At 60.9% G+C, this 25,404-nt stretch carries 24 protein-coding genes; 13 read left to right on the top strand and 11 right to left on the bottom strand.

The features are described 5' to 3' along the window. Positions 1-2: 2 nt before the first annotated feature. On the top strand, positions 3-689 hold the full coding sequence (locus GKO01_RS04980; protein ID WP_099286033.1) for a hypothetical protein: 687 nt from the start codon (positions 3-5) through the stop codon (positions 687-689). Then, positions 689-1,945: a glycine-rich domain-containing protein gene (locus GKO01_RS04985; RefSeq protein WP_099286034.1), complete on the top strand. Its 1,257-nt coding sequence runs from the start codon at positions 689-691 to the stop codon at positions 1,943-1,945. Before GKO01_RS04980 ends, GKO01_RS04985 begins: the two co-directional genes overlap by 1 nt. Before the next feature lie 5 nt (positions 1,946-1,950). Here the strand turns inward: GKO01_RS04985 and GKO01_RS04990 are convergent, their stop codons facing one another. From GKO01_RS04990 to GKO01_RS05030, 9 genes are all read right to left on the bottom strand, one after another. Further along, a complete protein-coding gene (locus GKO01_RS04990) occupies positions 1,951-3,264 on the bottom strand; it encodes a cytochrome c (protein ID WP_099286035.1) in 1,314 nt (437 codons plus the stop codon). Then, on the bottom strand, positions 3,261-5,036 hold the full coding sequence (locus GKO01_RS04995; RefSeq protein WP_373319091.1) for a GMC family oxidoreductase: 1,776 nt from the start codon (positions 5,034-5,036) through the stop codon (positions 3,261-3,263). Before GKO01_RS04995 ends, GKO01_RS04990 begins: the two co-directional genes overlap by 4 nt. Continuing rightward, positions 5,036-5,746: a gluconate 2-dehydrogenase subunit 3 family protein gene (locus GKO01_RS05000; protein WP_244901332.1), complete on the bottom strand. Its 711-nt coding sequence runs from the start codon at positions 5,744-5,746 to the stop codon at positions 5,036-5,038. The genes GKO01_RS04995 and GKO01_RS05000 overlap by 1 nt, the downstream gene beginning before the upstream one ends. Before the next feature lie 144 nt (positions 5,747-5,890). Beyond that, a complete protein-coding gene (locus GKO01_RS05005; protein ID WP_099286038.1) occupies positions 5,891-6,712 on the bottom strand; it encodes a hypothetical protein in 822 nt (273 codons plus the stop codon). Between the two features lie 19 nt (positions 6,713-6,731). Continuing rightward, positions 6,732-7,691 carry a hypothetical protein gene (locus tag GKO01_RS05010; protein ID WP_099286039.1) on the bottom strand — a complete coding sequence of 320 codons (960 nt, stop codon included), beginning with the start codon at positions 7,689-7,691 and terminating at the stop codon, positions 6,732-6,734. Further along, entirely contained in the window at positions 7,688-8,617 is a 930-nt protein-coding gene (gene hslO / locus GKO01_RS05015; protein ID WP_174694237.1) for an Hsp33 family molecular chaperone HslO, read from the bottom strand. The genes GKO01_RS05010 and hslO overlap by 4 nt, the downstream gene beginning before the upstream one ends. Beyond that, the gene (argF, locus tag GKO01_RS05020; protein WP_244901333.1) at positions 8,617-9,561 is read right to left on the bottom strand and encodes an ornithine carbamoyltransferase; all 945 of its coding nucleotides are present in this window, start codon (positions 9,559-9,561) and stop codon (positions 8,617-8,619) included. The genes hslO and argF overlap by 1 nt, the downstream gene beginning before the upstream one ends. Then, positions 9,558-10,754 carry an aspartate aminotransferase family protein gene (locus tag GKO01_RS05025; RefSeq protein ID WP_167383432.1) on the bottom strand — a complete coding sequence of 399 codons (1,197 nt, stop codon included), beginning with the start codon at positions 10,752-10,754 and terminating at the stop codon, positions 9,558-9,560. The genes argF and GKO01_RS05025 overlap by 4 nt, the downstream gene beginning before the upstream one ends. A 168-nt stretch (positions 10,755-10,922) precedes the next feature. Then, positions 10,923-12,500, bottom strand: a complete 1,578-nt coding sequence (locus GKO01_RS05030; RefSeq protein WP_099286042.1) for a D-aminopeptidase — start codon at positions 12,498-12,500, stop codon at positions 10,923-10,925. A gap of 65 nt (positions 12,501-12,565) precedes the next feature. Here GKO01_RS05030 and GKO01_RS05035 point away from each other — a divergent pair, with 65 nt between their 5' ends. The 8 genes from GKO01_RS05035 (at position 12,566) to GKO01_RS05070 (ending at position 19,396) form a co-directional block, all read left to right on the top strand. Beyond that, positions 12,566-13,180, top strand: coding sequence for a regulatory protein RecX (locus tag GKO01_RS05035; protein ID WP_099286124.1), 615 nt, complete (start codon positions 12,566-12,568; stop codon positions 13,178-13,180). 2 nt (positions 13,181-13,182) lie between these two features. After that, positions 13,183-13,659 (top strand): CHAP domain-containing protein, encoded by a 477-nt coding sequence (locus tag GKO01_RS05040; RefSeq protein ID WP_099286043.1) that lies wholly within the window; start codon positions 13,183-13,185, stop codon positions 13,657-13,659. 82 nt (positions 13,660-13,741) lie between these two features. Next, positions 13,742-13,996: a twin-arginine translocase TatA/TatE family subunit gene (locus tag GKO01_RS05045; protein ID WP_099286044.1), complete on the top strand. Its 255-nt coding sequence runs from the start codon at positions 13,742-13,744 to the stop codon at positions 13,994-13,996. Beyond that, entirely contained in the window at positions 13,996-14,622 is a 627-nt protein-coding gene (locus GKO01_RS05050) for a methylthioribulose 1-phosphate dehydratase (protein WP_099286045.1), read from the top strand. The genes GKO01_RS05045 and GKO01_RS05050 overlap by 1 nt, the downstream gene beginning before the upstream one ends. A 2-nt stretch (positions 14,623-14,624) precedes the next feature. Further along, positions 14,625-15,170, top strand: coding sequence for a 1,2-dihydroxy-3-keto-5-methylthiopentene dioxygenase (locus GKO01_RS05055; RefSeq protein ID WP_099286046.1), 546 nt, complete (start codon positions 14,625-14,627; stop codon positions 15,168-15,170). Between the two features lie 9 nt (positions 15,171-15,179). Next, the gene (gene mtnC, locus GKO01_RS05060; RefSeq protein ID WP_099286047.1) at positions 15,180-15,863 is read left to right on the top strand and encodes an acireductone synthase; all 684 of its coding nucleotides are present in this window, start codon (positions 15,180-15,182) and stop codon (positions 15,861-15,863) included. Next, positions 15,860-16,783, top strand: a complete 924-nt coding sequence (locus tag GKO01_RS05065) for a bifunctional riboflavin kinase/FAD synthetase (RefSeq protein ID WP_099286048.1) — start codon at positions 15,860-15,862, stop codon at positions 16,781-16,783. The genes mtnC and GKO01_RS05065 overlap by 4 nt, the downstream gene beginning before the upstream one ends. 216 nt (positions 16,784-16,999) lie before the next feature. Further along, positions 17,000-19,396, top strand: a complete 2,397-nt coding sequence (locus tag GKO01_RS05070; RefSeq protein ID WP_099286049.1) for a TonB-dependent receptor — start codon at positions 17,000-17,002, stop codon at positions 19,394-19,396. Here GKO01_RS05070 and GKO01_RS05075 read toward each other — a convergent pair. Next, positions 19,390-20,169: a tetratricopeptide repeat protein gene (locus tag GKO01_RS05075; RefSeq protein ID WP_099286050.1), complete on the bottom strand. Its 780-nt coding sequence runs from the start codon at positions 20,167-20,169 to the stop codon at positions 19,390-19,392. The two genes, GKO01_RS05070 and GKO01_RS05075, sit on opposite strands and share 7 nt — an antisense overlap. Next, positions 20,169-21,128, bottom strand: a complete 960-nt coding sequence (locus GKO01_RS05080) for a TraB/GumN family protein (protein WP_244901334.1) — start codon at positions 21,126-21,128, stop codon at positions 20,169-20,171. Before GKO01_RS05080 ends, GKO01_RS05075 begins: the two co-directional genes overlap by 1 nt. Positions 21,129-21,307: 179 nt before the next feature. Here GKO01_RS05080 and ileS point away from each other — a divergent pair, with 179 nt between their 5' ends. The 3 genes from ileS to GKO01_RS05095 all read left to right on the top strand — a co-directional run bounded on the left by ileS (position 21,308) and on the right by GKO01_RS05095 (position 25,340). Beyond that, positions 21,308-24,166, top strand: a complete 2,859-nt coding sequence (gene ileS, locus GKO01_RS05085; protein ID WP_099286052.1) for an isoleucine--tRNA ligase — start codon at positions 21,308-21,310, stop codon at positions 24,164-24,166. Beyond that, positions 24,166-24,690 (top strand): signal peptidase II, encoded by a 525-nt coding sequence (gene lspA, locus GKO01_RS05090; protein WP_099286053.1) that lies wholly within the window; start codon positions 24,166-24,168, stop codon positions 24,688-24,690. The genes ileS and lspA overlap by 1 nt, the downstream gene beginning before the upstream one ends. Before the next feature lie 77 nt (positions 24,691-24,767). After that, positions 24,768-25,340 (top strand): DUF3035 domain-containing protein, encoded by a 573-nt coding sequence (locus GKO01_RS05095; protein ID WP_062030712.1) that lies wholly within the window; start codon positions 24,768-24,770, stop codon positions 25,338-25,340. Positions 25,341-25,404 lie beyond the last annotated feature (64 nt).

Here is a 25,404-nt window from a genome sequence, read left to right on the forward strand (position 1 = left end):
GGATGGCGGTTCTCTATGATGAAGATAAAGATATCCTCCGGGCTTCTGATGGCAGCGTTCTGCTGGATACGGGGCCAGCGCCTGGCTCGGTAGAGGATTTTGCAGGTCGGTTCCGGCGCCTTTTACCGACAGGGTGGTTTCCGCCGGCGCCCCAGGGGTTGGAAGCGGAATCTGCACCGGTATTGGCCGCAATTCTGCGTGGCTTTGGTGCGGTTCTGGCCGGAATCTGGCAACTGATGCAGGAATGTTCCCTGCAAATGCGTCTTGCGACGATGAGCGGCGCTTTTCTTGATATGGCTGCCGAAGATTATTTCGGGGATGGGGGACTGGTTCGTCAGGCATCCGAGCCGGATGTCGTGTATCGCAAACGCATCCGTGCGGCACTGTTTGCCGAACGCAACACCCGTCAGGCTGTAACGAATGCGCTTGTCGCGGTGACGGGTGTGCATCCGGTAATTATCGAAACCCTCAATGCGTCCGACTGTCATGCGCTTGCCTGTGCATCGGTTCCTGCCATGGGCGGGGGGCACGGTTATGGTGCGCAGGCCCTGCGCTACGGCAGCCTTCAGGGTGGTCAGTTTTTTGTGGAAACACAGTTGGGAAAAGCCGCAGATCTGGCGACAGTCTGCCGTGTTGTCGATCAGACAGCAGCCATGGGCGTTACCGGCTGGATCAAGGTGAAAAATTAATGGATCGGGCCATCGTTTATGCGGGATCAATCCCGCTCGATACGGATCTGCTGCGGGCAGGGCGCTATACCAAGGCGGCATTCGGTAATCTGGCGTCCATGCTTTACGGACCTAATGTCATGGCGGCCTCGGGACTGGGATGTTCGGCGGCTTATAACAGCCTGAATCTGACGATTGAGGCAGGGTCGATTGTTGCTCCCGGCGTTATGGATGCTTCCACCATTGGTGGCAATGGTGGAGGTCTGGCAGCGGATACGACCGCTCTCACATGCCAGTATATCAGCACGGCCTCGCAGACCATTACTCTGCCAGGCTCCGGCAATACCTATACGATTTATGCTCTCTGTTCCGAACAGGATGCTGACCTGACGGTGCTTCCGTTCTTCAATGCCAGCAATCCCTCCCAGACACAGGCTGGTATTGAGAACAACGGCAGCGCGCTTCCTGTGCGTCGGACGGGCACTATGACCTTTGTCGCGGCAACTAACCCTCCTGTTGCTCCGACGGGTGGGTGTGTTGTAGCGCTTTATACGATTACGGTGCCGCAGGGAGCGTCTACTCTGGCGGGAGTAACAGCTCAACCAGGACAGGTGTTCTGGCCGACCATTCCTGAGCTGGCGACGCAGGCTCTGCTGAAGGCGTCGACCGAACCCATGACACTCGTGACCGGAAATGGCTCGGTTTCCATCCCGGCCTGGGCATCCAGAGTGGAATTGCGCGTTATCGGTGCCGGTGGGGGTGGCGCGGCCTCGCAGGCCACGACGACTGCCAGTTCGTTTTCTGGTGCCGGCGGCGGCGGTGGCGGGGATGCCTGGGGCATTTATACCGTCAGTCCAACGCAGGGCAGCGGACTGGCGATTACGGTCGGGAATGGCGGCGGGTCCGAACAGACGGGTGGTACGTCTCTTGTCAGCTATCTCGGGCAGACACTCCTGCAGGCCGAAGGCGGACAGGGTGGCACGTTCTATTCCACGACGGGGTCTGCAGGCGGTGTCGGTGGAAATGCTTCTGGCGGTACCGTCTGGAACCAGAGCGGAACGTCCGGTGGTGATGGACAGTGTAACGCCTACACGTTCTCAGGCTATGGAGGTGATGGCCCGTGGGGTGGTGCAGGGCGTTGCGGCAATCAGGGCGGCCGGAACGCCACACGATATGGCGCGGGCGGTGGTGGCTCCTATTCAGCGACGACCGACGGCGCATCGTCCAGTGGTGGCACAGGATATCAGGGCTGTGTCCTGTACCGTTTCCTGCCCTGACAGGCTCAGTTCAGCGCAGGTGTGTCATCCGCCATATCGGAAGGTGGCATGCTTTTGCTGAACTGTTCCACCTCTTCTGCCGAAACAGGGGAGGCGTTGTTTCCCCATGCATGCCGGATGAATGTCACGACATCGGCAATCTGCTGATCGGTCAGCTTGTGGTTAAACGCAGGCATCGTGAAGGAGGAGGGAGCGGCAGTCATGGCAGGAAGGGTCGCGCCAGCCTGAACGATATGAACGAGTGACACCGGGTCGGTCTGCATCACGACGGGATTGCCCGCCAGTGGCGGAAAGACGGCAGGATATCCCTTGCCGTCCGTACGATGGCAGGCGGCGCAGCGATCAATATAGACGCGCGCGCCCTGCGATGAAAGATCCGCTTTGTGAAGCTGGTCCGTAATGGTGGGATCGTATGTCCAGGGTGTCTGGGACTGGTCGGCTGTTTGAAGGCTTTTGAGATAATGCGCGATCGCCCGCAAATCCTCATCAGTCAGTTTCTGTGTGCCATGCAGAACGGCAGACGTCATGGAACCGAAGACGCTTCCGGTCTCGGCGCGGCCAGTCTTGAGGAACGCTACGATATCCTCTTCGCGCCAGCGGCCCAAACCGGTCCGGTTTTCCTGACGCAGGGACGGAGGCGTCCAGCCATCCACCACGGCTCCACCAGACAGATAAAGACGGCCGCCATCGGCCGTCAGGGATTTTTCCTGCATGGTGATGGCGCGTGGAGAATGACAGGCTCCGCAATGGGCAGGCCCTTCCACGAGATAGGCGCCCCGTGCCAGTTGGGGATCGGTAAATTCTCCGGCGGTGCGGGTGATGGCTTTATGAGGCGTGGGCGCAAAAATCCAGCGCCAGAACGTGAGTGGCCAACGCATGGACAGTGGCCACTTAATCTCGTTGTCCGGCGTTGCAACGGAAGCCGCTGGAACGCCTTTCCTGAAATAGACAAATAATGCGTGAATATCGCTGTCTGTCATCCGGGCATATGAGGGAAATGGCATGGCGGGATAAAGGGTTGAGCCATCCCGGCGAATGCCTTCCCGTACGGCACGGCTGAACTGTGCTTCCGTATAGCGTCCGATCCCGTGTTCGGGGTCGGGGGTGATATTGGTGGAGTAGATTTTCCCCATAGGAAGAGAAAATGATACTCCTCCAGAATATTCCGGTTTCCCGTGAACGGAATGGCAGGCCGCGCAGTCGGAGGCAGCTGCCAGATAGCGTCCTTTTTCCAAGGTGGCTGTGTCAGTATCTTGCGCGATTGCAGATCCCGTAAGTCCGGCTCCGAGAATACAGGCGATGAAGAGAGGTTTCTTCATGCTTTCACCAGCGGGCCAGGGGATTTGAGATATGTCGTTCGAATATGGTGCGCGGCCCAGTAAGCGAGCGCAGCCACCATTCCCGTTGGATTATATCCCATGCCCTGCGGAAACGCATTCGACCCGATGACGAAGACGTTGGACACATCCCAGCTCTGAAGATAGCGGTTGATCGCACTGGTCTGGGGATTTTCTCCCATAATAGCCCCCCCTCCCAGATGGGTGGTCTGGTAAGTGCGCGTGTCGAAGGGTTGACCCGCGTTGAGATGAACCAGATTCATTTTCGTTGCCCCCATAGCGCGGGCGATGGGTTCGATCTTGCTCACCACATACTGATTCATGCGGATGTCATTGTCCTTCCATGTGAAGGTCATGCGAAGCAACGGCTGTCCGTAAGCATCCTTCCACGTTGGGTCGAGATCCAGATAGACATCCCGATACGCCATGTTGCTGCCATGGGCGTCGATACCGAGCGAATGTTTGTAAGTATTGACGAGGGAGTCCTTGTAGGCCGAACCCCAGCGTGGCGTGCCTCCCCCTCCGGCGCCGAGTGCGGCGGCAATCGGCTTTACACCCGCCTGATTGACCCAGACAGGCGATCCCCCCACAAAACCGAGCGGTCCGTGATCGAAATTCATGCTGTTGAAATCGTCAATGGCAACTCCGGCTCCGCCCGCTCCGACAAACTGGTTCGTATAGGTGGAAGGCGGTAACCAGACGCGTGAGGACGTGATCGTCTGGTAGACGAAATTGCGTCCGACTGTTCCGGTGTTGCTGATGGGATCGTAGGGTTTTCCGATTCCGGACATGAGCATCAGATGAACATTGTGGAATTGGAACGCCCCCAGAATAACCAGATCCGCCGAGAGCGAGGTTTCTTTCCGGGTTTTCGTGTCCAGATATGTGACGCCAGTCGCTTTTGTTTTCGTGCTGTCGAGATCGACGCGCAGAACATGGGCGTTCGGGATAAGGGAAAATCTCGGATCCTGCCGCAGGACAGGCAAAATGTTCACGTTGGGTGATGCTTTTGAATACAGGTAGCAGTCATACCCGCTGCAATAACCACAAAAATTACACGGCCCCATCTGGCAGCCGTAAGTGTTGGTATATTGCCGCGACGCATTGGCTGCGGGAAGAGAATAGGGGTGATACCCGGCATTTTTCGCGGCATCCCGGAAAACTGATGCTGAAAAGGTATCTTCCATGGCTGGAAGTGGAAAATTATCGGAACGATCCGGAGAAAAAACATTCCCGTCTCCGACAATTTTTCCCTGAACCTTGTAGGCTTCTCCTGATGTCCCGAAAACCTTTTCTGCTTTGTCGAAAAAAGGTTCGAGCTCGTCGTAGCTGACGCCATAATCCTGAAGGTTCATACCTTCGGGAATGAATTTCTCGCCATACCGTTCGATCACGGCGCTGCGGAGCCTCAGGTCTTCCGGAGCAACGCGGAAATGGACGCCAGACCAGTGCAGACCCGCACCGCCGACGCCTTCGCCGGGCAAAAATGCCGCGAGTTGCCGGTACGGCAAGGCTGTCTGGTCCATGGTATTGCGGATCGTCAGGGTCGACTGGGACAGGTTCTGGAAAAGCCGCTTGCGGATGGCTCCGCGCAGTTCGTCAATGGATTCCGGATAGGCCCCTTCGACAGGTGTCGTTCTCTCCGACCCCCGCTCCAGCATGACGACCGACAGACCGGCTTCGGTCAGCTCCTTGGCCATGATTGAGCCGGCCCAGCCTGCTCCTACAATGATCGCATCGATATGTTTGACCATCAGGCGGTCTCCCCGGAAATGGAAACCGGGCCAATGGGATAGGACGCCCCTTCCTGATTGACCCAGTCCATGAAGTCCGCCCGTGCGCCGGGAAAGCCCAGCATGATCCAGCCCCCAAGGCCCCGGTTGCCGCCGTAAAGCGGATCGGCAAAAGCTCCTTCTAGTGTGTTGGTCCGAAGCTGCTCGAAAAAGACTCGTCCCGGAATGTCGCCAAGCTGTACGGAGCCACCCTCAAGAGCTGTCAGGATTTCGTCCTGCTGCAAAGCGGACAGAGCTGAAAATCCCTTCCCGTATTGCTGGCGAGCGTAGTGCTCCACCCCTGCAATTCCTTTGCGGTACAGGTCTTTGGGGACGAAAGGCAGTTGGTAACCCAGATTGGCTGGCCCCTGCTCGAACGGGCCGGACATGTACCAGTTTTCGCCCCGTGCGTATGGGGTCTGCATCTGCCGGTCCAGAAATTCCGCAACACCGAGTGCCTTTGCGCCCGGGCCATTATGGTCAGCGGGAAACAGACGTTCGCAGGCGGATTCGAGAAACTGGTATTCCGCTGCATTGAAAAAAGCCGGTTGATAGGGCTGGGCCGCTTCAGCAGCCAGAGCCTCTGCCCAACGGGCGTTTCCTGACGCCATCCAAAATGACGTGGTTCCCAGAAGTCCTTTTACGACACTGCGGCGGAATGGATTGTTCAGTGTCGGTTCCATGGGGGGCACAGCTTTCTCCGGGGATAGAACCAGGGGCACAGAAGTTCTAGAAATGGGTGATTTACAAAACCCATTTCCTAACGAAGGCGGACGAAATCCGCCAGAAGGTCGCTCATCACAACATGACGAGAGTTCTGAACCAGATAGGAAAATTCAGTGGTTTCCGGAACTGCCCGTCGAAGGAAGTTGCAGGGTTCCGGGCTGGGGTGAACGCTGAACGGTGGCGGGAGTGGTTGTGGTGTCGGTTTCCGCACCCGTCGGGAAAATGGCGTCCGGAGCACTGGGGGCTGCAACAATGGGCGTTGCGGTTTTTGCAGGAGCAGAAGAGGCCGTGTCCGGTGAGGTTAGCGTAGGCGTTGTGGATGCAGTCACCGGCTGTGCGCCCGGAACGCCCAGTGTCTGCTGCTGTACGCCTCCATTGACGATTGGCGTTCCGGCGGCATCCGTCATCCAGGACAGGAGCTTTTTGCGGATCTGGAATTCCAGTTCTACATTCATGTCCTGCATCATCTGGTTGGTGAAGGTGTAGAGTTCCCTGCGGGATGTCGGGTCGCGGTCTCCGGCGTCCAGCTTGCGCGTAATGCGAGCATGAACGAATCCGGTATGCTGGTTGTTGGCATCTGCGACATTCAACTGCACATCCATGGCGCCCGTCAGCGCGTTATCGCCCGCGCGGTTCAGATAGGCCTGCTTGATGATGAAGTCCGCCTTGCCCGAGGTTCCGCTGGCGATCAGGCGTTGCGCTGCCATGTTTTTAAGAGCCTGATCCGGCGCGATGGGGGCTTTGGCCGACAGCGAATCCGGCGCGGCAGGCGCTTCGTCCTGGATGTTGATCGAAGCCACGTTCAGATGAATTTGGGAAAGGTAGCTGTAATCAATGGGAGGAAATGTTTCGTCCGAAGTCCCGTCCGAACAGGCAGCCATGCCCAGAGACAGCATCAGAGCCCCCAGACCGGTCCAGTAGCGTATGCGCATATTCTGTCTCCTGAAGACGTTACCGACGACTGAAAAGGGACTTGATCCGGCTTTTCAGTCTCTGTCCAGATACTGGAGGGTGGGAAATGGGAGGCGGTTGCTCTGCCGGGATGAAAGAGGACACCGATGTGACGGCAGATGATTGTGAGGCTTCATCTGGAATATTCGGGCGAAAACCAGAAGCCTGCCCGACGCCGAAATCTTCTGCTCTGAACGGGCGGGCTTCCTGGATCAGGGACGCATGTTCGGGGTGCCGAGCATACCAACCCAGAATCAGCCCCGGAATCATTGCGGCGGCTGGATCGTCACTGATCAGCATCGGAGCATCGGGATAGTAAAAAGACGGGCGCAGCGTCGGCAGGGCCTCATTCCAGATCAGGTAAAAGACCGTATCGGCGTCCTGAAAGCGGCTTACGCTGGATGAGCCCATCTGAAAGGTAATCTGGGCCAGGAGCGGGAGCGCCGTGAAGGGGGACGAGACGATCAGCGGACCATGGCCCCGCTGGGCCGCCAGCAAGGCTGTGATCCGGTTTTCGCCAATCTGGCGCCCGTTCGGACAGGGTAAGGCTTCGCCACTATCGGCATGACCCGACGGCAGCAGCAGCGTGTGCGGCGCAAACCCTCCAATCCAAGAGCCAGAAAGTTCATTGACGGCGATTTCAGGTAAAGTTTCGCAGGAAGGCCCAACCTGTGGAGGGAGAGGAGCGCCTAAAACTCCAGTCGCCAGCGGCCAGAATACTCCGTCCATTGCCACCAGAAGACGCTTCCGGACGGATTCATCGAGCGTCAGGATATGGCTTGCGCGGTAATCGTCCCCTTCAAGCCACCAGCAGGCCTGCTTTCCGGTCGCGTCTTCCTTGAAGACCACAACGCTGAAATCATCCGCCACAACATCCCGACTGCTCGGACTCCAGCCGGGATAAAGCTGCTCGACCGGAAAGCCATCGAGCTTCACGCCATCAAGCAGGGGCAGAGTCATGCAGTCCGTTCTCCCAGTTCCCCGCGCGTAAAGCGGAAACCGACATTGCAGAATTCACAGTTCATCGTGATGGCGCCATTTTCGACCATATGGTCGAGGTCGTCCTCCGGGAATGTCTCCAGAACGGACGCCAGCCTTGCCCGGTTGCATCGGCAGCCATAAGCCAGCGCGCGTGGCGTCCCGACACGGACGTCTAGCGTGCCGAAAAGCCGCTGGATCAGGCGCTTGTTGGACAGGTCCGGGTCAAGGATTTCCTGCTCCGTCACCGTTGCAGCCAGCGTACAGGCGGTTTCCCAGGCGTCTTCATCCTGTTCGGACGCCTCAATACCGCCTTCTGCCGCGATCCGCTCCAGAACAAGCGCTCCAGCCTTCCATCCATCCGCCGATTTCGCACAGAACAGCCGGATCCAGCAGTCATGCTGCTCGCTGGTCTGGAAATAGTTCACGGCCATGTCCGCCAGCGTCGTGCCGGTTAGATCCACGATGCCCTGATGCCGGTCCATGTCCGGCCCCTGATCGATGGTGAACGCCATATAGCCGTCCCCCAGAAGGCCCTTGGCCGTCTCAGGCAGCGTTTCCCGGTCCGTATCCTCGCGCAGACGCGCGAAGAACCGCAGATCCCCGCTGTCCGTCGCATCGGCCACGAGCATCGAAACTGGACCGTCGCCCTTGATCTGGAGGGAAAAGGCCCCCTTGAACTTCAGCGCCGACACCATGGCCGCCACGAGGGCCAGCGCCTCTCCCCCAAGCTGCGAGACGGCATCCGGATTGTCGTGTCGTGACAGGATGGCATCCGCCAGAGGCCCAAGCCGCACCAGACGCCCCCGCACCGGGGAGCGTTCCAGATAGAAGGGCGTGACACCGCCCGAGACGACCATGTTTGGAACGTCAGGCCGGTTTGTGTCGAGGAAGGGTGGTGTATCCATCAACTGTTTTCTTTCCCAAGGGCCCAGAGTAGCAGGCCCTTCTGCGTGTGCAGGCGGTTTTCCGCCTCATCGAAGACAACGGACGCCGGGCCCTCAAAGACCTCCGGCGTCACTTCTTCCCCGATATGGGCAGGCAGGCAGTGCAGGAACAGGGCATCGGGCGCAGCTTTTGCCATCAACGCCGTATCGACCTGATAGGGTTGGAACACCTTGAGGCGGGTTTCACGGTCCTTGTCGCCCATGCTGACCCATGTATCCGTCAGCACGGCATCCGCGCCCGCGACGGCTTCCGCCGGATCGCGGAAGACCTCGATCGTCGCACCATGGGCGCGTGCCCACGCTACGGCGTCCGGATTGGGCGCGAATTCTTCCGGTGTTGCCAGACGGACATTGAAGCCCAGCAGGGCCGCGCCCTCCATCAGAGACGTGGCAACATTGTTGCCGTCCCCGATCCAGGCCAGCGTCTTGCCGCGGATCGGCCCGCGATGTTCCTCGAATGTCAGGACATCTGCCAGAATCTGGATCGGATGGGAAACAGGCGTCAGGCCGTTGATGACCGGAACCGAGCTCCACTGCGCGAGTTCGCGCAGATTGGCGTCATTCCCGGTCCGCAGCACGATCACGTCCAGAAAACGCGACAGGACGCGGGCCGTGTCGGCCACCGTCTCGCCACGGCCAAGCTGCATGTCGCCCGGTGAAAGCACCGAAACGGACCCACCTAGCTGCCCCATCCCGACCTCGAACGACACGCGGGTGCGCGTCGAAGGCTGGGCGAGGATCAGGCCGAGGGTACGGCCTTCCAGCGGGCGATCCGGATGCAGAGGCTGACGGCGCCCGTTCTGCATGGCCTTGACCTTCGCGGAAAGGTCGATGATCTGCCGGATGGTTTCGGGGCTGAAATCGCGCAGATCCAGAAAGTGCCGGGGGGCTGTTGTCGCGCTCACGATGCTTTCTCCTGCGTGGCAGAGGCTTTCAGGGACAGGGCAGCCTTCACCAGCTGCTCGCAGGCCTCACGGCATTCGGCTTCCGTGACGATCAGCGGCGGAACAAGACGCAGCACATTGTCCCCCGCGCCTACTGTCAGGAGTCCCTGATCCAGAACGGCCTGCATGACGTCGCCCACAGGCGGCACACAGTGCAGGCCTCGCATCAATCCAAGACCGCGGACATTGTCGAAAACGCCTTCCGAGCGGCTGACAACGTCTTCCAGCATCTTGCCGAAAGCCTCCCCGACCGTGCGGACATGCTCCAGAAAACCGGGGCTCAGGATTTCTTCCAGAACGGTCACACCGGCCGCACAGGCCAGCGGATTGCCGCCAAAGGTCGTCCCGTGGGAGCCCGGTGTCAGGTGTCGCGCCAGTTCTTCCGTCGCAAGAACGGCACCGAGCGGGAAACCGCCGCCAATGCCCTTGGCCACGGAAATCACGTCCGGACGAATGCCATACCATTCATGCGCGAACAGCTTACCCGTGCGCCCGACGCCGGTCTGGACTTCATCAAAGCCCAGATACAGCCCGTATTCATCACAGACGGCGCGCAGCCCTTCCATGAACTCGCGGGTCGCAGGCTTGATGCCGCTCTCACCCTGAACGGGCTCGACGATAATGCCTGCCGTGTGCGACGTAATGGCCTCACGCAGTGTGTTGGTGTTGTTGAACGGTGCATGGTCGAACCCCTCCACCACAGGGCCAAAGCCTTTCTGATAAGCGGGGTTGCCCGTCGCGGAGATCATGGCGAGCGTCCGGCCATGGAAGGCCCCGTCGAAGCACAGGATGCTGGTCCGTTCCGGGTGCCCGTTCTCGAACTGGGCGCGGCGGATCATCTTGACCATGCCTTCATTGGCCTCGGCGCCCGAATTGCAGAACAGCACGGAATCCGCGAACGTGTTCTGCACCAGAAGTTCTGCCAGTTTTTCGGCCTGCGGAACCCGGTACAGGTTCGAGACATGCATGACCTTCGCGGCCTGTTCCGCAATGGTCTTCACCAGTTTCGGATGGGCATGTCCCAGCGAGGTCACGGCAATTCCGGCCCCGAAATCCAGATATCGTCGTCCGTTCGTCGCCGTCAGCCAGACGCCTTCGCCCTGCTCGAAAGCGAGGTCGGCACGTTTGTAGTTCGGCATCAGCGCGGGGATCATGATGGATCTCTGAATATCTGGTTGAAAACGAAACGGTTCATGCGGAATCGCAAAACCCTGCTCCGGTTGCCCGGAGCAGGGCTTCAAATTCCGCCAGCGCATAGTGAAGGGCAGAACGGGGTTCCGTCAAACCCCGGCGTGCTGGAATGTCGCGGTTAACCCGGCAGATCAGACCCGCTGATACAACAGATCCCGCGCCAGCCAGCACCCGACCCGTACCGCCGTCACGCTCCCGCTCTGTCGTTCGAACGCCAGTGTCCAGTCTCCGGGAGCCGTATGATCGAGTGCGCGCGGGCAGGGCAGAACCCACACATCCTTTGCCAGACGCTGGAGCATTTCCATTCGTCCATCGCCCAGAATTCCCGAGAAACCGCCATAAACCACGCCACCCGCCAGTGTGATGGTGACTTCGGCTTCGTCCAGCTCCTCGCAGCGATAGACGCCAGCCAGTTCAGCAATATCCTCGCCGGGCGTTTCGTCGCAGCGGGTAAGGATGCTCGTCCGGTTTTCGCCCGGACGCTCCACCACGACTTCCGGCCCTTCCGTAGTCTCCTGTGCCTTCACCACAACCGATCCAGCTTCGGCCCGCGCTGCCGAAACCCCTTCCAGAAGCTCCGGCACCATCAGATAGCGCAGTGTTGCTCCACCGGGTGCGGGTTCGATTCGGGCCGATAGCCCCGTTTCCCGCTCCAGATAGGTCCCATACAGCGCGGTCGGAGGCTGTGTGCTGCGGTCCGGCTCGTATGGCACACCAAGCGCCGCGGCTAGAATCTGCGCCACTGCAACCTGTGCAGCGCTCATGTGATTGAACATCACCACGACCGACAGGCGCTCGGACGCGACATGCAGCCGATGGGAGCGCCAGCCCCGCAGAGCGCCACCATGCATCGTGACGTCCCGTCCGAACATCGTGCTGCGTTGCAGGCCGAATCCATAAGGCGCGGCCTGACCGTCGCTGAACGCCACAGGCGCGGTCAGACGCCGGTACAGACTGTCCGGCGCATCGCGTGTGGCATCAATAAACCGCTCCCAGGCGATCATGTCGTCCAGAGACGCCCCAAGTCCGGCATCCCCCGTCCAGATGACATTGTTGACCGCTGGACGGAAGCCGCTCTCCACGGTGCCTTCATAGCCGACTGTTCCATCCGGCATGGCGCGCGTATCAGCGGCCAGAATGGCGCGTTCCATGCCAACCGGATTGAAAATCGATGTCTGGAGCAGCTCGGCGAAGCTGCGCTCCGTCCGGTCCTGAAGAATGTCGGACATCAGCCGGAAATTCTGGTTCACATAGGAATAGGACGTGCCGGGCTGGAACTGGAGCGTCCGGGTTCCTTCAATGACGCGCCGTGCCTCGCGGTCTCCGAAATTCCCTTCGATGGGCGCGCCATGCAGCATTGCTACGGCCCAGTAATCCCTAAGCCCCGACTGGTTGTGCGCTAGATGCAGCATTCCCGGCGAAGGCTCGTCGAGTTGTGGCAGGCGCGCATCCACATCCGCGTCCAGCTCGGACGGATCGTCATACAGATCCAGCAGCGTCCCACAGGTGAACTGCTTGGTGATGGAGCACATGCGAAATAACGTGGAGGGCGTGAACGGAATGCGGCGCTCTACATTCGCATAGCCCCAGCCATGCCGGATCAGAACCTCGCCGTCCTTCAGAACGGCCACAGCCCCGCCGGGGCCGGGAAAGCGGGCAGGGAGGGCGGAGACGGCCGCTTCAAGACGGGCAAAAAGTGAATCGCTCATGGAGGGAATGATGGCTCCAGACCGACTTGCCGTAAATGCCTTTCACCCGGCATAATTGTCCCATCATGGAGGACAATCCCGCCCCGCCCCCCGTTCCGGATGCCGCGTCTCTGCGTGAGGCCGCGCTGGCGCATCTCGCCCGCTTCGCCACGACCGAACAGGGCCTGCGTCAGATGCTGGACCGTCGTCTGCGCCGCTGGGGCGTGCGTGCGTCGCATGCCGGTCTGCCGAACGAAGATATTGAAGCTGCCATTGCCGCCCTGCGCCCTGCCATCGACGGAATCGTCGCGTCCATGACCGATCTGGGCGCCGTGGATGACGCAGGGTTTGCCCGCAGCCGTGCCACCAGTCTGACCCGCACCGGTCGCTCCCGCCGTGCGGTGGAAGCGCATCTCGCCAACAAGGGTGTCGATCAGGAGACGGTCCGCGACGCCCTCAACGACTCGCTGGGCGAACGCTCGGACAGCAGTGCACGGGAAGCCGAACTCGCTGCCGCCCTCGTTCTGGCCCGCAAGCGTCGTCTCGGCCCGTTCCAGCGACCCGATCGCGAAGACGACGATTCTCTCAAGACCCTTGGAATCTTTGCCCGGAACGGCTTCTCCCGCGATGTCGCGCAGAGCGTGCTCGACATGGACCCCGAAGAGGCGGAAGACCGCATCATCGCTTTTCGGAGTCTGTGAGCATGACATCCCGCTTCCTGCCGCTCGGTCTTCTCGTGATGCTCGCGGCCTGTGGCAACCGCTACGAATACAGCCGCGCCAGCTTCAACGGCCCGTTGCAATGCGCGCCCTATGCCCGTGAACGCACCGGCCTGAAACTGAGCGGAAGCGCGGCTTCATGGTGGGGGCAGTCCAGCGGGCGCTATGCCCATACCCATACGCCCCGCCCCGGAGAAGTGCTGGTTTTCCGCGCCACGTCCCGGGTTCCCAGCGGCCATGTTTCCATCGTGCGCCGACAGGTTTCAGACCGCACGATCCTCGTCGATCACGCCAACTGGGAACCGGGCCGCATCGATCATGCCGTGCCCGTGACGGATGTGTCGGCCAGTAATGACTGGACGCTGGTGCGGGTCTGGTGGGCGCCGGTTCATGGTCTGGGAAAGCGCGCTTACCCGACCTACGGCTTCATTTCATCGCATGACAGTGACGACGCTTCCTGAGAGGAATGCTTGCACAATCGTTCAAGCCTTGCCACATGATGAGGCCTCGGGTGGATGCCCTCGCTTTTCGGAGTAACACACTATGGGTAGCATGAGCCCCGTTCACTGGCTGATCCTGGCGGTCGTCCTGCTCGTCGTGTTTGGCGGCGGTGGCAAGATCAGCGGCCTGATGGGAGACTTTGCGAAGGGTATCAAGTCCTTCAAGAAGAACATGGCAGACGATGAATCCATGACCGCGACGGATGCTCCACAGGCTCCGGGTCATATTTCGCCGCCGAACCAGAACCCCGGCTACAGCCAGACGACCAACAGCGATACGCACCGCAATCAGGTCTGATGCAGAACCTCAAGGTTGATGTAGACTGGGGCAACGCCAGCCGCCAGATCGTGCAGGCTGGCCAGCGGATGGACCAGCGCGGCTGGGTTCCGGCCACAGCGGGAAATCTGTCATGCCGTCTGCCGGATGGTCGGATCGCCATTACGCGCTCCGGCGGCCACAAAGGCTTCCTGACGGGCAGCGACGTCATTGAGATCACGCCGGACGGCGTGCCGGTCGATCCCGCCAATCGTGCGAGTGCGGAAACGCTGCTGCACACGCAGCTTTACGCCCATGACCCTGCGATCGGGGCCGTCCTGCATGGCCATTCCGTCGCCGCGACCATCCTCTCGATGGATGAACCGTCCGACGCGATCACGCTGGCAGGCTACGAAGTCCTGAAGGTCTTCGAGGGCCAGACGACCCACGACACAAGTCTTGAGCTGCCCCTATTTCACAACGATCAGGACATCGCCCGGCTGGCCACGGTTGTTGCGCCAAAGCTTGGGGACATGCGCCTTGGCTATCTGATCCGTGGCCACGGCGTCTATGTCTGGGGCAAGGACATGTTCACGGCTCTGGCCCGCCTTGAAGGGCTGGAGTTCCTGCTGGCTTGCGAACTCGCCCGTCTGCAGAAGAAAGCCTGACCATGAGCCGCCTGACCGTCTATCGCGACGATGCCCCCGACACGATCCTGCTGGACGTCACCACGCCCGGCGAAATCGCGGAAACCCTGCGCCCGCACAATATCCGCTTCGACCGCTGGTCGGCGCCCGTCACACCAGCCCCTGACGCTCCGGCGGAAGAGGTTCTGGAGGCTTATCGCCCCTATCTCGACACGCTGATGGGCGAGACGGGCGCAGGCAGTGCGGACGTGGTGCGGATCAACGCCTCCACGCCAAACCTTCCGGAACTCCGGAAAAAATTCCTCTCCGAACACACCCACAGCGAAGACGAAGTTCGCTTCTTCGTGCACGGGCAGGGCGCGTTCGTCCTGCATATCCGCGGGCGCGTCTATTCCGTCCTGTGCACCCAAGGGGACCTGATCTCCGTTCCGGCAGGCATCCCGCACTGGTTTGACGCCGGGCCGAATCCAGACGTGGTGGCCCTGCGCGTCTTCACCGACACGACCGGCTGGATCGCGCAATATACCGGCGATGACATCGCCAACCGCTTCCCCGCTGAAGTTCCCTGAAAGTCTCCCATGATCCGTCTCGTCCTGCTTGATATCGAGGGCACAACCCTGCCGATCTCTTTCGTGCGGGACGTCATGTTCCCCTATGCCGCAAAAGCCCTGCCGGCCCTGCTGCAGGACCACACGAACCCGACGGTCGTGGCGGCGCGGGCGGATATCGTTGTGGAATATCCAGGACAGGACCCGCTGAAAGTCTGTCAGGACTGGATGAAAGCGGATGTGAAGGCAGCCCCCCTCAAGACGCTTCAGGGCCTGACCTGGCGTCAGGGATTCGAGGACGGCACCCTTCAGGCCGATCTGTACCCGGACGTCCCGCCCGCCCTGAAGGCATGGTCGAAAGGCGGCCTGCGTTTGGCCGTCTACTCATCCGGCTCCATCCCGTCGCAGAAACTGCTCTACGGCCATACGGCACAAGGCGATCTGACGCCCCTGTTCGAAGACTTCTTCGATCTTTCGACCGGTGGAAAAAAAGACGCCGAATCCTACGAAAAGATCACCGCCGCCGTCGGCCTGCCCGCAGACGAAATCTTGTTCCTGTCCGATATCGGCGCTGAACTGGATGCCGCCCGGACGGCGGCCATGAGCGTCTGCCAACTCGTTCGGGAACAGGACGGCACCATTCCGCATCCGGGTGTCGCGCAGGCTCCCGACCTGAACGCCGTTTCCAGTCAGTTCGGTCTGCCCGTCGCATGATCCTGCACACGGACTGGCGCCATATCCCTGCCTCCGCTCGTAATACGGTGGCAGCGCTTGGCAATTTCGACGGCGTGCATCGCGGTCATGTCCACCTGCTCGATACATTGCGGATGGCTCGTCCCGATCATCCGCTGTCAGTCGTTACGTTCGACCCGCATCCCCGCACGCTGTTCCGCCCGCAGGACCCGCCGTTCCGCCTGATGCTGCCGGATGTTCGCGCCGCAGCCCTCGGCGGGCAGGGCGTTGAACATGTCTTTCAGATCCCATTCGATGCGGAATTCTCCCGTCTGAGCGACGAGCAGTTCGTGAATGATGTTCTCGTGAGCGGCCTGAGGGTGGCGCATGTCGCCTGTGGCGCGGATTTCGCCTTCGGCCACCGTCGTCACGGCAATATCGACCGTCTTGAGGCGCTTCTCGCGCCACACGGAATCGGCCTGACCATCGTGCCGCAGCTTGTCGATGAGGGCGGCCCGATCTCCTCCAGCCGCATCCGTCGCCTGTTGCAGGAAGGTTATCCCGAGCGCGCCGCCGAGGAACTCGGTCGTCCGTGGAGCATCACCGGTCCCGTCATGCACGGAGACCAGCGCGGGCGTCTTCTCGGCTTTCCAACGGCCAATATTCCCCTGACTCAACATCTCGAACCCGCGCGCGGTGTCTATACCGTTCGCGTTACACTGCCCGATGGCCGTATCGTTCCTGGTGTCGCTAATATCGGCCGTCGTCCCACGATCAATGACGGTCGGGAAAGCCGTCTTGAAGTCCATCTCTTCGACTTCAACGAAGATCTGTACGACCAGACCCTCAGCGTTGCCCTGATCGCGCTGCTGCGTGAGGAAAAGCGGTTCTCCGGTCTCGACGAACTCAAAGCCCAGATTGCCGCTGATGCCGCGCAGGCCCGCGCTATTCTGGCCCACTGAGTCTTCTCCTCAATCACCTGAGCTTTGCTGGATCACGGCCCTTCTTCGTTTTCGGAGAAGGGCTTTTTTTATGCTGTATGACATTGTGTGTCATTTTGGCCACTTCTCTAAAGAGAGAATGAGAATCCTTCTCATTTTTACAAAATCTGTATTGAGAATAATTCTCAATAAATCTTTAAGGGCAGCACCAGTTTTCGTTTGCAGGATTGTGATCCGATGTCGTCCAGACTACCTCGCCCTCCTCTGGGCCCGCTCTCTCTGGCCGCTGGTCTGACGCTTGTCTGTAGCGCAGCCCATGCCCAGCAGACTGATGCCCGGCATCATCACAAGGGCCGCCGTCAGCCCGTTTCCAAAAATACCGTACTCCCGCCGCAGGCCGCCAAGCCAGCAGTCCCGAAGAGCGTAACACCCGCTCCGAAAACGGCGGATAACAGCATCAGCGCCGCCCCCGGTGAGGACGAACATCTTCAGGTTCTGGGCTCGCCCATGAACATCCTGCACGAGACCATGGGTCTGAGCCGGATGCCGGAAGACGCGCTGCACACCCCGCAGACGATCAACATCGTCCCCCAGCTTCTGATGCAGCAGCAGAACGTCAAATCCCTCGACGAAGCCCTGCGCAACGTGCCGGGCATCACAGCCTCCGTCGGTGAGGGCGAGGGCGGCATGGCGGGCGACCAGTTCCTCATCCGCGGCTTTCAGGCCCAGAACGACATCTACGAAAACGGCCTGCGCGATTTCGGCGTCTATACCCGCGACAGCTTCGATTACGATCATGTCTCGGTCATCAAGGGGCCGTCTTCCGAGGTCTTCGGTAATGGCACCACGGGCGGCGCCATTAACATCACTACCAAGGTCGCCCATCTCGGCGACAGCTATGGCGGCAGCTTCTCGGGAGGCTCGGCGGACTACTACCGGGGCACGCTCGATTTCAACAAGCAGATCGGGGATTCCACGGCCATCCGCATCACCGGCATGGGCAATGAGAACAATACCGTCGGCCGGGATAATGTTTTCTCCCATCGCTGGGGGATTGCCCCGTCCATCGCTTTCGGTCTGGGCAAACGCACGACCTTCACGCTGGAATATTTCCACCAGACGGATAACCGTGTGCCGGATTATGGTGTGCCGGTCGTCACCAAGCCGGGGACAAGCATTGCGAAGCCACTCACGGAGTATGGTCTGAACCGCAATAACTGGTACGGCACAACGTATGATCAGGATGCATCGAATGTGGACATGCTGACGGCACGCCTGAAATTCGACCTGAACAAGAACATCACGTTCTACAACGATGCTCGCGGTGGCATGTACAGTCGGTACTTCTCCGCGTCACAGCCAGGCTGTGATACGACCTGCGCCGCTAATTATTTCACTGATCCTGAAGCGGCGACCATCAATCGTCGTGGTCATCTTGGCGGTCCGGAGCCCTATCAGCAGAACGACTGGTCCGTGCAGGACGTGTTCTCGGGCATTGCGAAATTCTCGACTGGCAGCATTCGTCACCAGATGATCGCCGGTGTCGATATCTCGCACGTTTATGATCGTCGCACGAACTATGCCTATAATTTTAACGGCCAGAACGGCACGAAAGCAGACACGACGAGCCTGCTGCACCCATCCGCCACCCAGCCCGGTCTTCTGCTCGGGACGCTTGGCCAGTATAGTGGTAATCTCGTAAACATATCCGGTGTTGGTCATGCCATGTACAAGACGGGCGATGCCACCGATGTTGGTGCGTTCTTCTCTGAACAGATGTGGCTGGTACCCTGGTTCTCGATCCGTGGCGGCTTTCGTTGGGATCACTGGGACAGTCATTATTCCGCTAATGGGGGCACGGCCGGTGCCGGCGTGTCTTACGGACAGACGCAGGACACGTTCAATCCGACCGTCAGCCTGATGTATACGCCGACCAGCAATGCCATGGTCTATTTCAACTGGGCGCAGTCCACCACGCCGCTCGGCCTGTATGTGACGAACAGCTCCGAACCCCTGAAATCATCCACGCAGGGTTTCAGCCCCGAGCGCAGCAGTCTTTACGAACTGGGCGCGAAGTATAACGCCTTCCACGGTCGGATGGGCTTTACGGCCTCCGTGTTCCGTCTGGAGAAGGGCAATGCCCTCATGACCGATCCTTCGACCGGAGATGTGTCGTCTTCCAGTGACCGTCAGCGGAACCAGGGCGTCGAACTCAGCGTTTCGGGTGAGATCCTGAAGAACTGGACGATGATCGGCACCTACGCTTATTACGACGCCACGACCGTCTGGTCCCAGACGGCGGCCGATCTCGGCAAGCGCATTCAGTATGCCCCGAAAAACTCGGCCACGATCTGGTCCACCTATACGATCGCGCCCAATCGCCCGTGGAACGTCACGTTCGGCGGTGGCCTGACATGGCGCGATGGCGTCTATCTGAACGCCGCCAATACGGGCCGTGTGCCTGCGACCATGGAGTGGGATGCCGTCGTCTCGCACAATTTCGGCAAGCATTGGCGCGTGGCCATGAACGGCTACAACCTCGATAACCGCCTGAACTACAGCAACCTGTTCAGCGACCGCGCCACCCCGTCCGTCGGCCGCTCTTTCCTCTTCAATCTTTCGGCGAATTACTGAGCCGAAACGGCTTCGCCTGAAGGAGAAATTCCCATCTCCCTCAGGCGCTCGCGGACCCGCTCCAGCAGGTCCGCATCGCCTTGCGGCCCCAGCGCCGTGAGCTTCTGGTCCATCGCCAGCAGGATGTCGGACGTCGCATCCACAACAGCCTGACGCCACCAGCCCAGCGCCTCTTCGACCTTCCCGGCATCCACGAGCGCCGTCGCATAATTATGCTGCCCCCGGTAATCGCCGCCCTCGGCTGACTTCCGGTACCAGCCCAGCGCCGCTGCCCGGTCCTGCGGCACAACCCAGCCCTCTTCCAGAAACCGCGCATAGAGGTTCATGGACTTCGCATGACCGTGACCGGCGGCCGTGCGGAACAGATCGAGCGCCCGCGCCAGATCCGCCTCCATGCCGATCCCGCGCATGGTGAGGATGCCCAGATTATACCGGCCCCATTCGTCGCCCGCAGCAGCAGCGGCGGCGTAACATTGCGCCGCCTGTTGCAGATCCTTCTCGCAGCCCCAGCCGAACTGGAAACACCGGCCGCGCATGTTGTGCCCCGGCCCGAACCCGGCACTGGCTGCGATTGTAAACCACTCCAGCGCACCAGTCGGATCGCGCGGAACATGCACGCTGTCCAGCAGCACCTGCCCCCACTGCACGATCTGAAGGTGCTGACCTTTCAGCGCCCCCTGCCGGATCTCCTCGATCTCCGGCGGCAGGGCAGGGGCCTCAGGACGACGGGGACGGGATTTGCGCCCCAGAAATTTCCGAACGATCCGCTTCATCAGAGTGCCGGCACGATCTGCTGGACCGTGAACCCGTCCTCCCGCAGAAGAGCGGGCAGTCCTTTCGGCCCTGCCATATGAAGAGAGCCCACCGCCACGAACAGCGAGGTTCCGTTTTCATGGATCTTGGCAATTTTTGCAGCCATGCCGACATTCCGATCGTCCAGAAGGCGCGACATGAAGCGCCGTTCCTGCGCAGTGTTCAGACAGTCACACCAGTCCCGGTACGCATCCAGCCGCTTCACGTCACTGGACGCCCACATTTCCGCAAGTCGCCGGTTTTCGGCCTGTGTCTTGCCCGATGACACGCCCTTGACGATGTCGTCGATGAACGCATCCTCATCCGCCTGCTCCGGCCCGATCAGCAGGTCACGCTGCATCTGCACCGTCTCCAGCCCGATCAGCGGTTTTTTCAGACTGCCCGCCATGCCCTGAAGCACGGCATCCACAGCATAATCCGGATAATATCCATCCCCGCGCGCTGAAAGCGCCTCGACGCCCGCTGCTTCGACGCCCACAGCCACATGCGCGAACGCCGCACTCGGCACACATTGCTGATCCATGAGCGCATCCACCTTCGCCTTGCGTCCAGACTGCACGAGATGTGCCCAGCGCGCCGCATCTTCGGGTTGGCGCAGGCTGGTCGCAGTCTCGGGGGCGTTAAGATCAAGCTCCAGCGCCACTTCGTTACTGTGCAAGATCGCAGCCCGCGTCAGCGGACCGGGCATCAGCCAGTCCTGCTTTGCGACATGCAGCGTCCCGTACAGCCAGGACGAATGCCCGTCCTTCGTCACTTTCCACAAAAAGCCCCGGTCCGGAGCCGTCCTGAACATCTGCCCCATCCGGGCCTTGTCCGGCACGCTTGCCGCCGCCGGACAGCGGGGCGCCTGCGCGAAGGCTCCCGCGCAGAAAACCAGCATAAGCCCTGCAACAGACTGGAAAAGACGATGTGACCGCACGGATCTGCCTTCTGAAAAAAGCGCCATATCTCGCATCATCCGCCAGTCCCGCTGTCCCGGCAACCCGCTTTGAGGCGCCCTTGCATTGCTGCCGTCCTCAACCCTGGACTTGACCGGATTGGCTCCCGATCTCCATATGGTCCCCCTTAGTGTGAATGACCGAAACTGGCCCGTCCCCCATGTCCGATAAGACTCCCGATCCTTCCGTCGCCGCATTCAAGGAACAGCAGGACCGCTACCGCGACACTGTGTTCCTGCCCCGCACCGGCTTTCCGATGCGCGGCGGCCTGCCCAAGCGCGAGCCCGAGACGCTCGCCCGCTGGGCCGCGATGGGTCTGGACGACAGGATCCGCGAAGCCGGGAAGGGACGTCCCGTTTTCACGCTTCACGACGGCCCTCCTTACGCCAACGGTCACATTCATATCGGACATGCCCTGAACAAGGTGATGAAGGACGTGGTCAACCGCGCCCATCGCATGTCGGGCTACGAGGTCCGCTATCTTCCGGGCTGGGACTGTCATGGCCTGCCGATCGAATGGCGGATCGAGGAACAGTACCGCAAGGCTGGCAAGGACAAGGATCAGGTGCCTCTGCTCCAGTTCCGTGCCGAGTGTCGCCAGTACGCTGCCGAATGGGTCCAGAAACAGGCTGAAGACTTCAAACGCATCGGCGTACAGGCCGAATGGGCCAACCGCTACGTGACGATGGACTTCAGCTCCGAAGCCAAGATCGTCAACGAGATCGGCAAGTTTCTGCTCAATGGCAGCCTCTATCGCGGTCTGCGCCCTGTCATGTGGAGCCCGGTCGAGAAAACTGCCCTGGCCGAAGCCGAAATCGAATATCACGACGTCGACTCCACCACGATTTTCGTGGCCTTCCCGGTTATCAAAGACCCGACCCCCGCCCATGCCCTCGCAGGCGTGTCCGCTGTCATCTGGACGACCACGCCCTGGACCATCCCGGCCAACCGCGCGCTCGCCTATGGCCCGGACATCACCTATGTCGTCCTGCGGATCGACGAGACAAACGAAAATAGTATCGTTCCGCAGGGCGCAAAGCTGCTGGTGGCCGAAGACCGTGTTGAGTCTTTCTGTACGGAAGCGGGCATCACAGCCCATCACACGCTCTACACCCTTCCGGGCACCGCCCTCGAAGGCGCGGTCTGCGCCCATCCGCTGCGTGGCCGTGGGTATGAATATGACGTGCCGATGCTGCCGGGCGAGTTCGTCACGACCGATGCCGGTACGGGCCTCGTCCACATGGCGCCGTCGCACGGTCAGGACGACTTTGCACTCTGCCGCCAGTACGGCATCGAAGTCCCCGAACTGGTGGAAGACGACGGTCGTTACGCGCCGTGGGTTCCGCATCTGGCCGGCATTCACGTCTTCAAGGCCGCCGATCCGGTCTGCGACCTGCTGACGGAAGCCCGCCAGTCCGCCGAACATGACGACGCACCCGCCACCGGTCTTATGGCCCGCGGCTCGGTCCGCCATTCCTACCCGCATTCCTGGCGCTCCAGAGCCCCGATCATTTTCCGCGCCACGCCGCAATGGTTCATCGCGATGGATGGCGAGACGAAGCTGCGCGAAAAATCCCTCAGCGCGCTGGACAACGTTACCTTCGTCCCCGAAGCGGCCCGCCGTCGTCTCACGTCGATGATCGAACAGCGTCCGGACTGGTGCATCTCTCGCCAGCGTGCCTGGGGCGTGCCGATCGCAGTCTTCGTTGAGAAGCGCACCGGCGAGGTCCTGCGCGATGCCGCCGTCATGCAGCGCATCGTCGATGCCTTTCGTGAGAAGGGGGCCGATGTCTGGTATGAAGCCGACCCGGCCGTGTTCCTCGGCGCTGACCGCAATCCCGCCGATTACGAACAGGTCTTCGACATCGTGGATGTCTGGTTCGAAAGCGGCTCGTCCCATCGCTTCGATCTGGGGCAGGAGGGGCTGAACTTCCCCGCCGATGTCTATCTTGAAGGCTCGGATCAGCATCGCGGATGGTTCCAGTCCTCCCTGCTGGAAAGCGTCGGCACGATGGGCGTCGCGCCCTACAAGGCCCTCGTGACCAACGGCTTTGTCATGGACGAGCAGGGCCGCAAGATGTCCAAGTCGCTGGGCAATGTCGTGGCCCCGTCTGACGTGACCGACAGTCTGGGTGCGGACATCCTGCGTCTGTGGGTCCTGAACTCCGACACGAATGAAGACCTTCGTATCGGGCAGGAAATCCTCAAGCAGCAGGGCGAGCTTTACCGCCGTCTGCGCAACACGCTGCGCTGGCTCCTTGGTGCGCTCGATGGCTTCACGCCTGAAGAGGCTGTTTCTTACGCCGATCTGCCGCCGCTGGAGCAGTATATCCTGCACCGCCTGTCCGAACTGCGCGGCCTGATCTCCAGCGCGGTCGAAACGCATCAGTGGGTTGGCGTCTATCCGGCGCTGCACGGGTTCTGCACCACCGACCTCTCGGCGTTCTATTTCGACATTCGTAAGGACGCGATCTATTGCGACGCCACATCCGATCCAACGCGCCGGGCGGCCCGCACGGTTCTGGACGTCCTGCACCGTGCGCTCTGCACCTGGCTGGCCCCTGTTCTCGTCTTCACGGCAGAAGAAGCCTGGCAGGCTCGCTTCGGCGAGGAAGACAGCGTGCATCTCGCGCAGTTCTTCGAGCCGGAGGTTGAATGGAACGACCCGGAACTCGGCAACCGCTGGGAAGACATCCGCGCCTATCGCCGCCTTGTTACGACCGAGCTGGAAACGGCCCGCCGTGACGGCACGATCGGCTCCTCGCTCGAAGCCAGCGTCACGCTGCCGCTGTCGCAGGAAGAAGCCGGAATTCTGGGGGGGCTCGACTGGGCCGAACTTCTCATCACGTCCCATGCCGAAACCGAGCTGCTGCCGGGCGACACGGCCCATGGCGGCCCGCAGGTCGAGCGTGCGCCGGGCCATAAATGCGCCCGCTGCTGGAAAGTCTTGCCGGAAGTCGGGGAAGACGCCGAACATCCCGCGCTATGCCGCCGCTGCATCGATGTGGTAAGCGCCTAATGTCCCTGTGGCATGACGGCATGAGCCGCACGGGGCGGATGGTTCTGGGCTTCGCCCTGCTGGTTCTGGTTCTCGTTCTGGATCAGGCCAGCAAGGACTGGATCCTGTATGTCTATCACCTGCCGGATCGTGGCTCGGTCGAGATCCTGCCGTTCCTGAACTTCACGATGGTCTGGAACCACGCCGTGACCTTCGGCATGTTCGGCGGCCTCGGCAGCCGGGGGCCGTGGATTTTCTGCGCGGTCTCGCTGATGGCGGTAGGGCTTCTGGTCTGGACCCTGACGCGGACGAAGCGCACGCTGGTGGCGGCGTCCTGTGGTGCGATCGCCGGGGGCGCCATCGGCAATGTCATCGACCGCCTGCGCTATGGCGCGGTCGTGGATTTCCTGCATGCCCATGCGTTCGGCTGGTCTTGGTATGTCTTCAACGTTGCGGATTCCGGGATCGTCTGTGGCGTCATTGTCTGGCTGATCGACTCCCTTCTTGCCGAACGTCAGGCCGCCAGAGCATCGAACGCGAAGTGATACGCTGGCGGAACTTGTTTCCACGCTCCGCTCCGGCCTTGCTCCCGCGCCGCGCGGACTGTAGGAGTGTTCCAATCATGATCGCGTCCCAGGGGCCCTCCATGCGTCGTAACCGTCTTTTCGTTGCCCGTCTCAGTGTCCAGATGGGTGCCATGGCTTCCGTCGGCCTGCTGCTTTCGGGCTGCTCGGGCGCCGATGTCTCCCGCGCGATCGGCCTCGAACGGGCCATGCCCGACGAGTACACCGTCACAACCCGCGCCCCGCTCTCCATGCCGCCTTCCGAGCAGATGCAGCTCCCCGGTGCGGCGGATGCCCATCGCCCGGACGAAAGCCCGCGCATGCAGGCGCTCGAAACGCTCTCGCCTGACACGGCCCTGCACCCGGACTCCGGTAAAGGCAGCACCGGCCAGACCGCACTGGTCGGACAGGTGGACAAGTCTGCCAATGCGCCCAACAACGCCGAACTCGGCGCGGCCGATGCCGGTTTTGTGGACAATCTGATGTTCTGGAAAGGCGGCAATGCCGGGTCCGTCGTCGATGGTGACGGCGAAAACCGTCGCATCCGCGAGAACTCTGCTCTGGGCCGCAACCCCGCAACCGGCGCCACCCCGACGGTCCGTAAGAAGAAAGCCTTTCTCGGCGTTCTCTGAGTATGCCCGTTCCTTCCGCTCCCTGACGGAGCAGAAGGAACGGCCCTGTCTGCCGTCCGGCTCC

The sequence above is a fragment of the Gluconobacter kondonii genome, assembly GCF_002723995.1.
Taxonomy (GTDB): Bacteria; Pseudomonadota; Alphaproteobacteria; order Acetobacterales; family Acetobacteraceae; genus Gluconobacter; species Gluconobacter kondonii.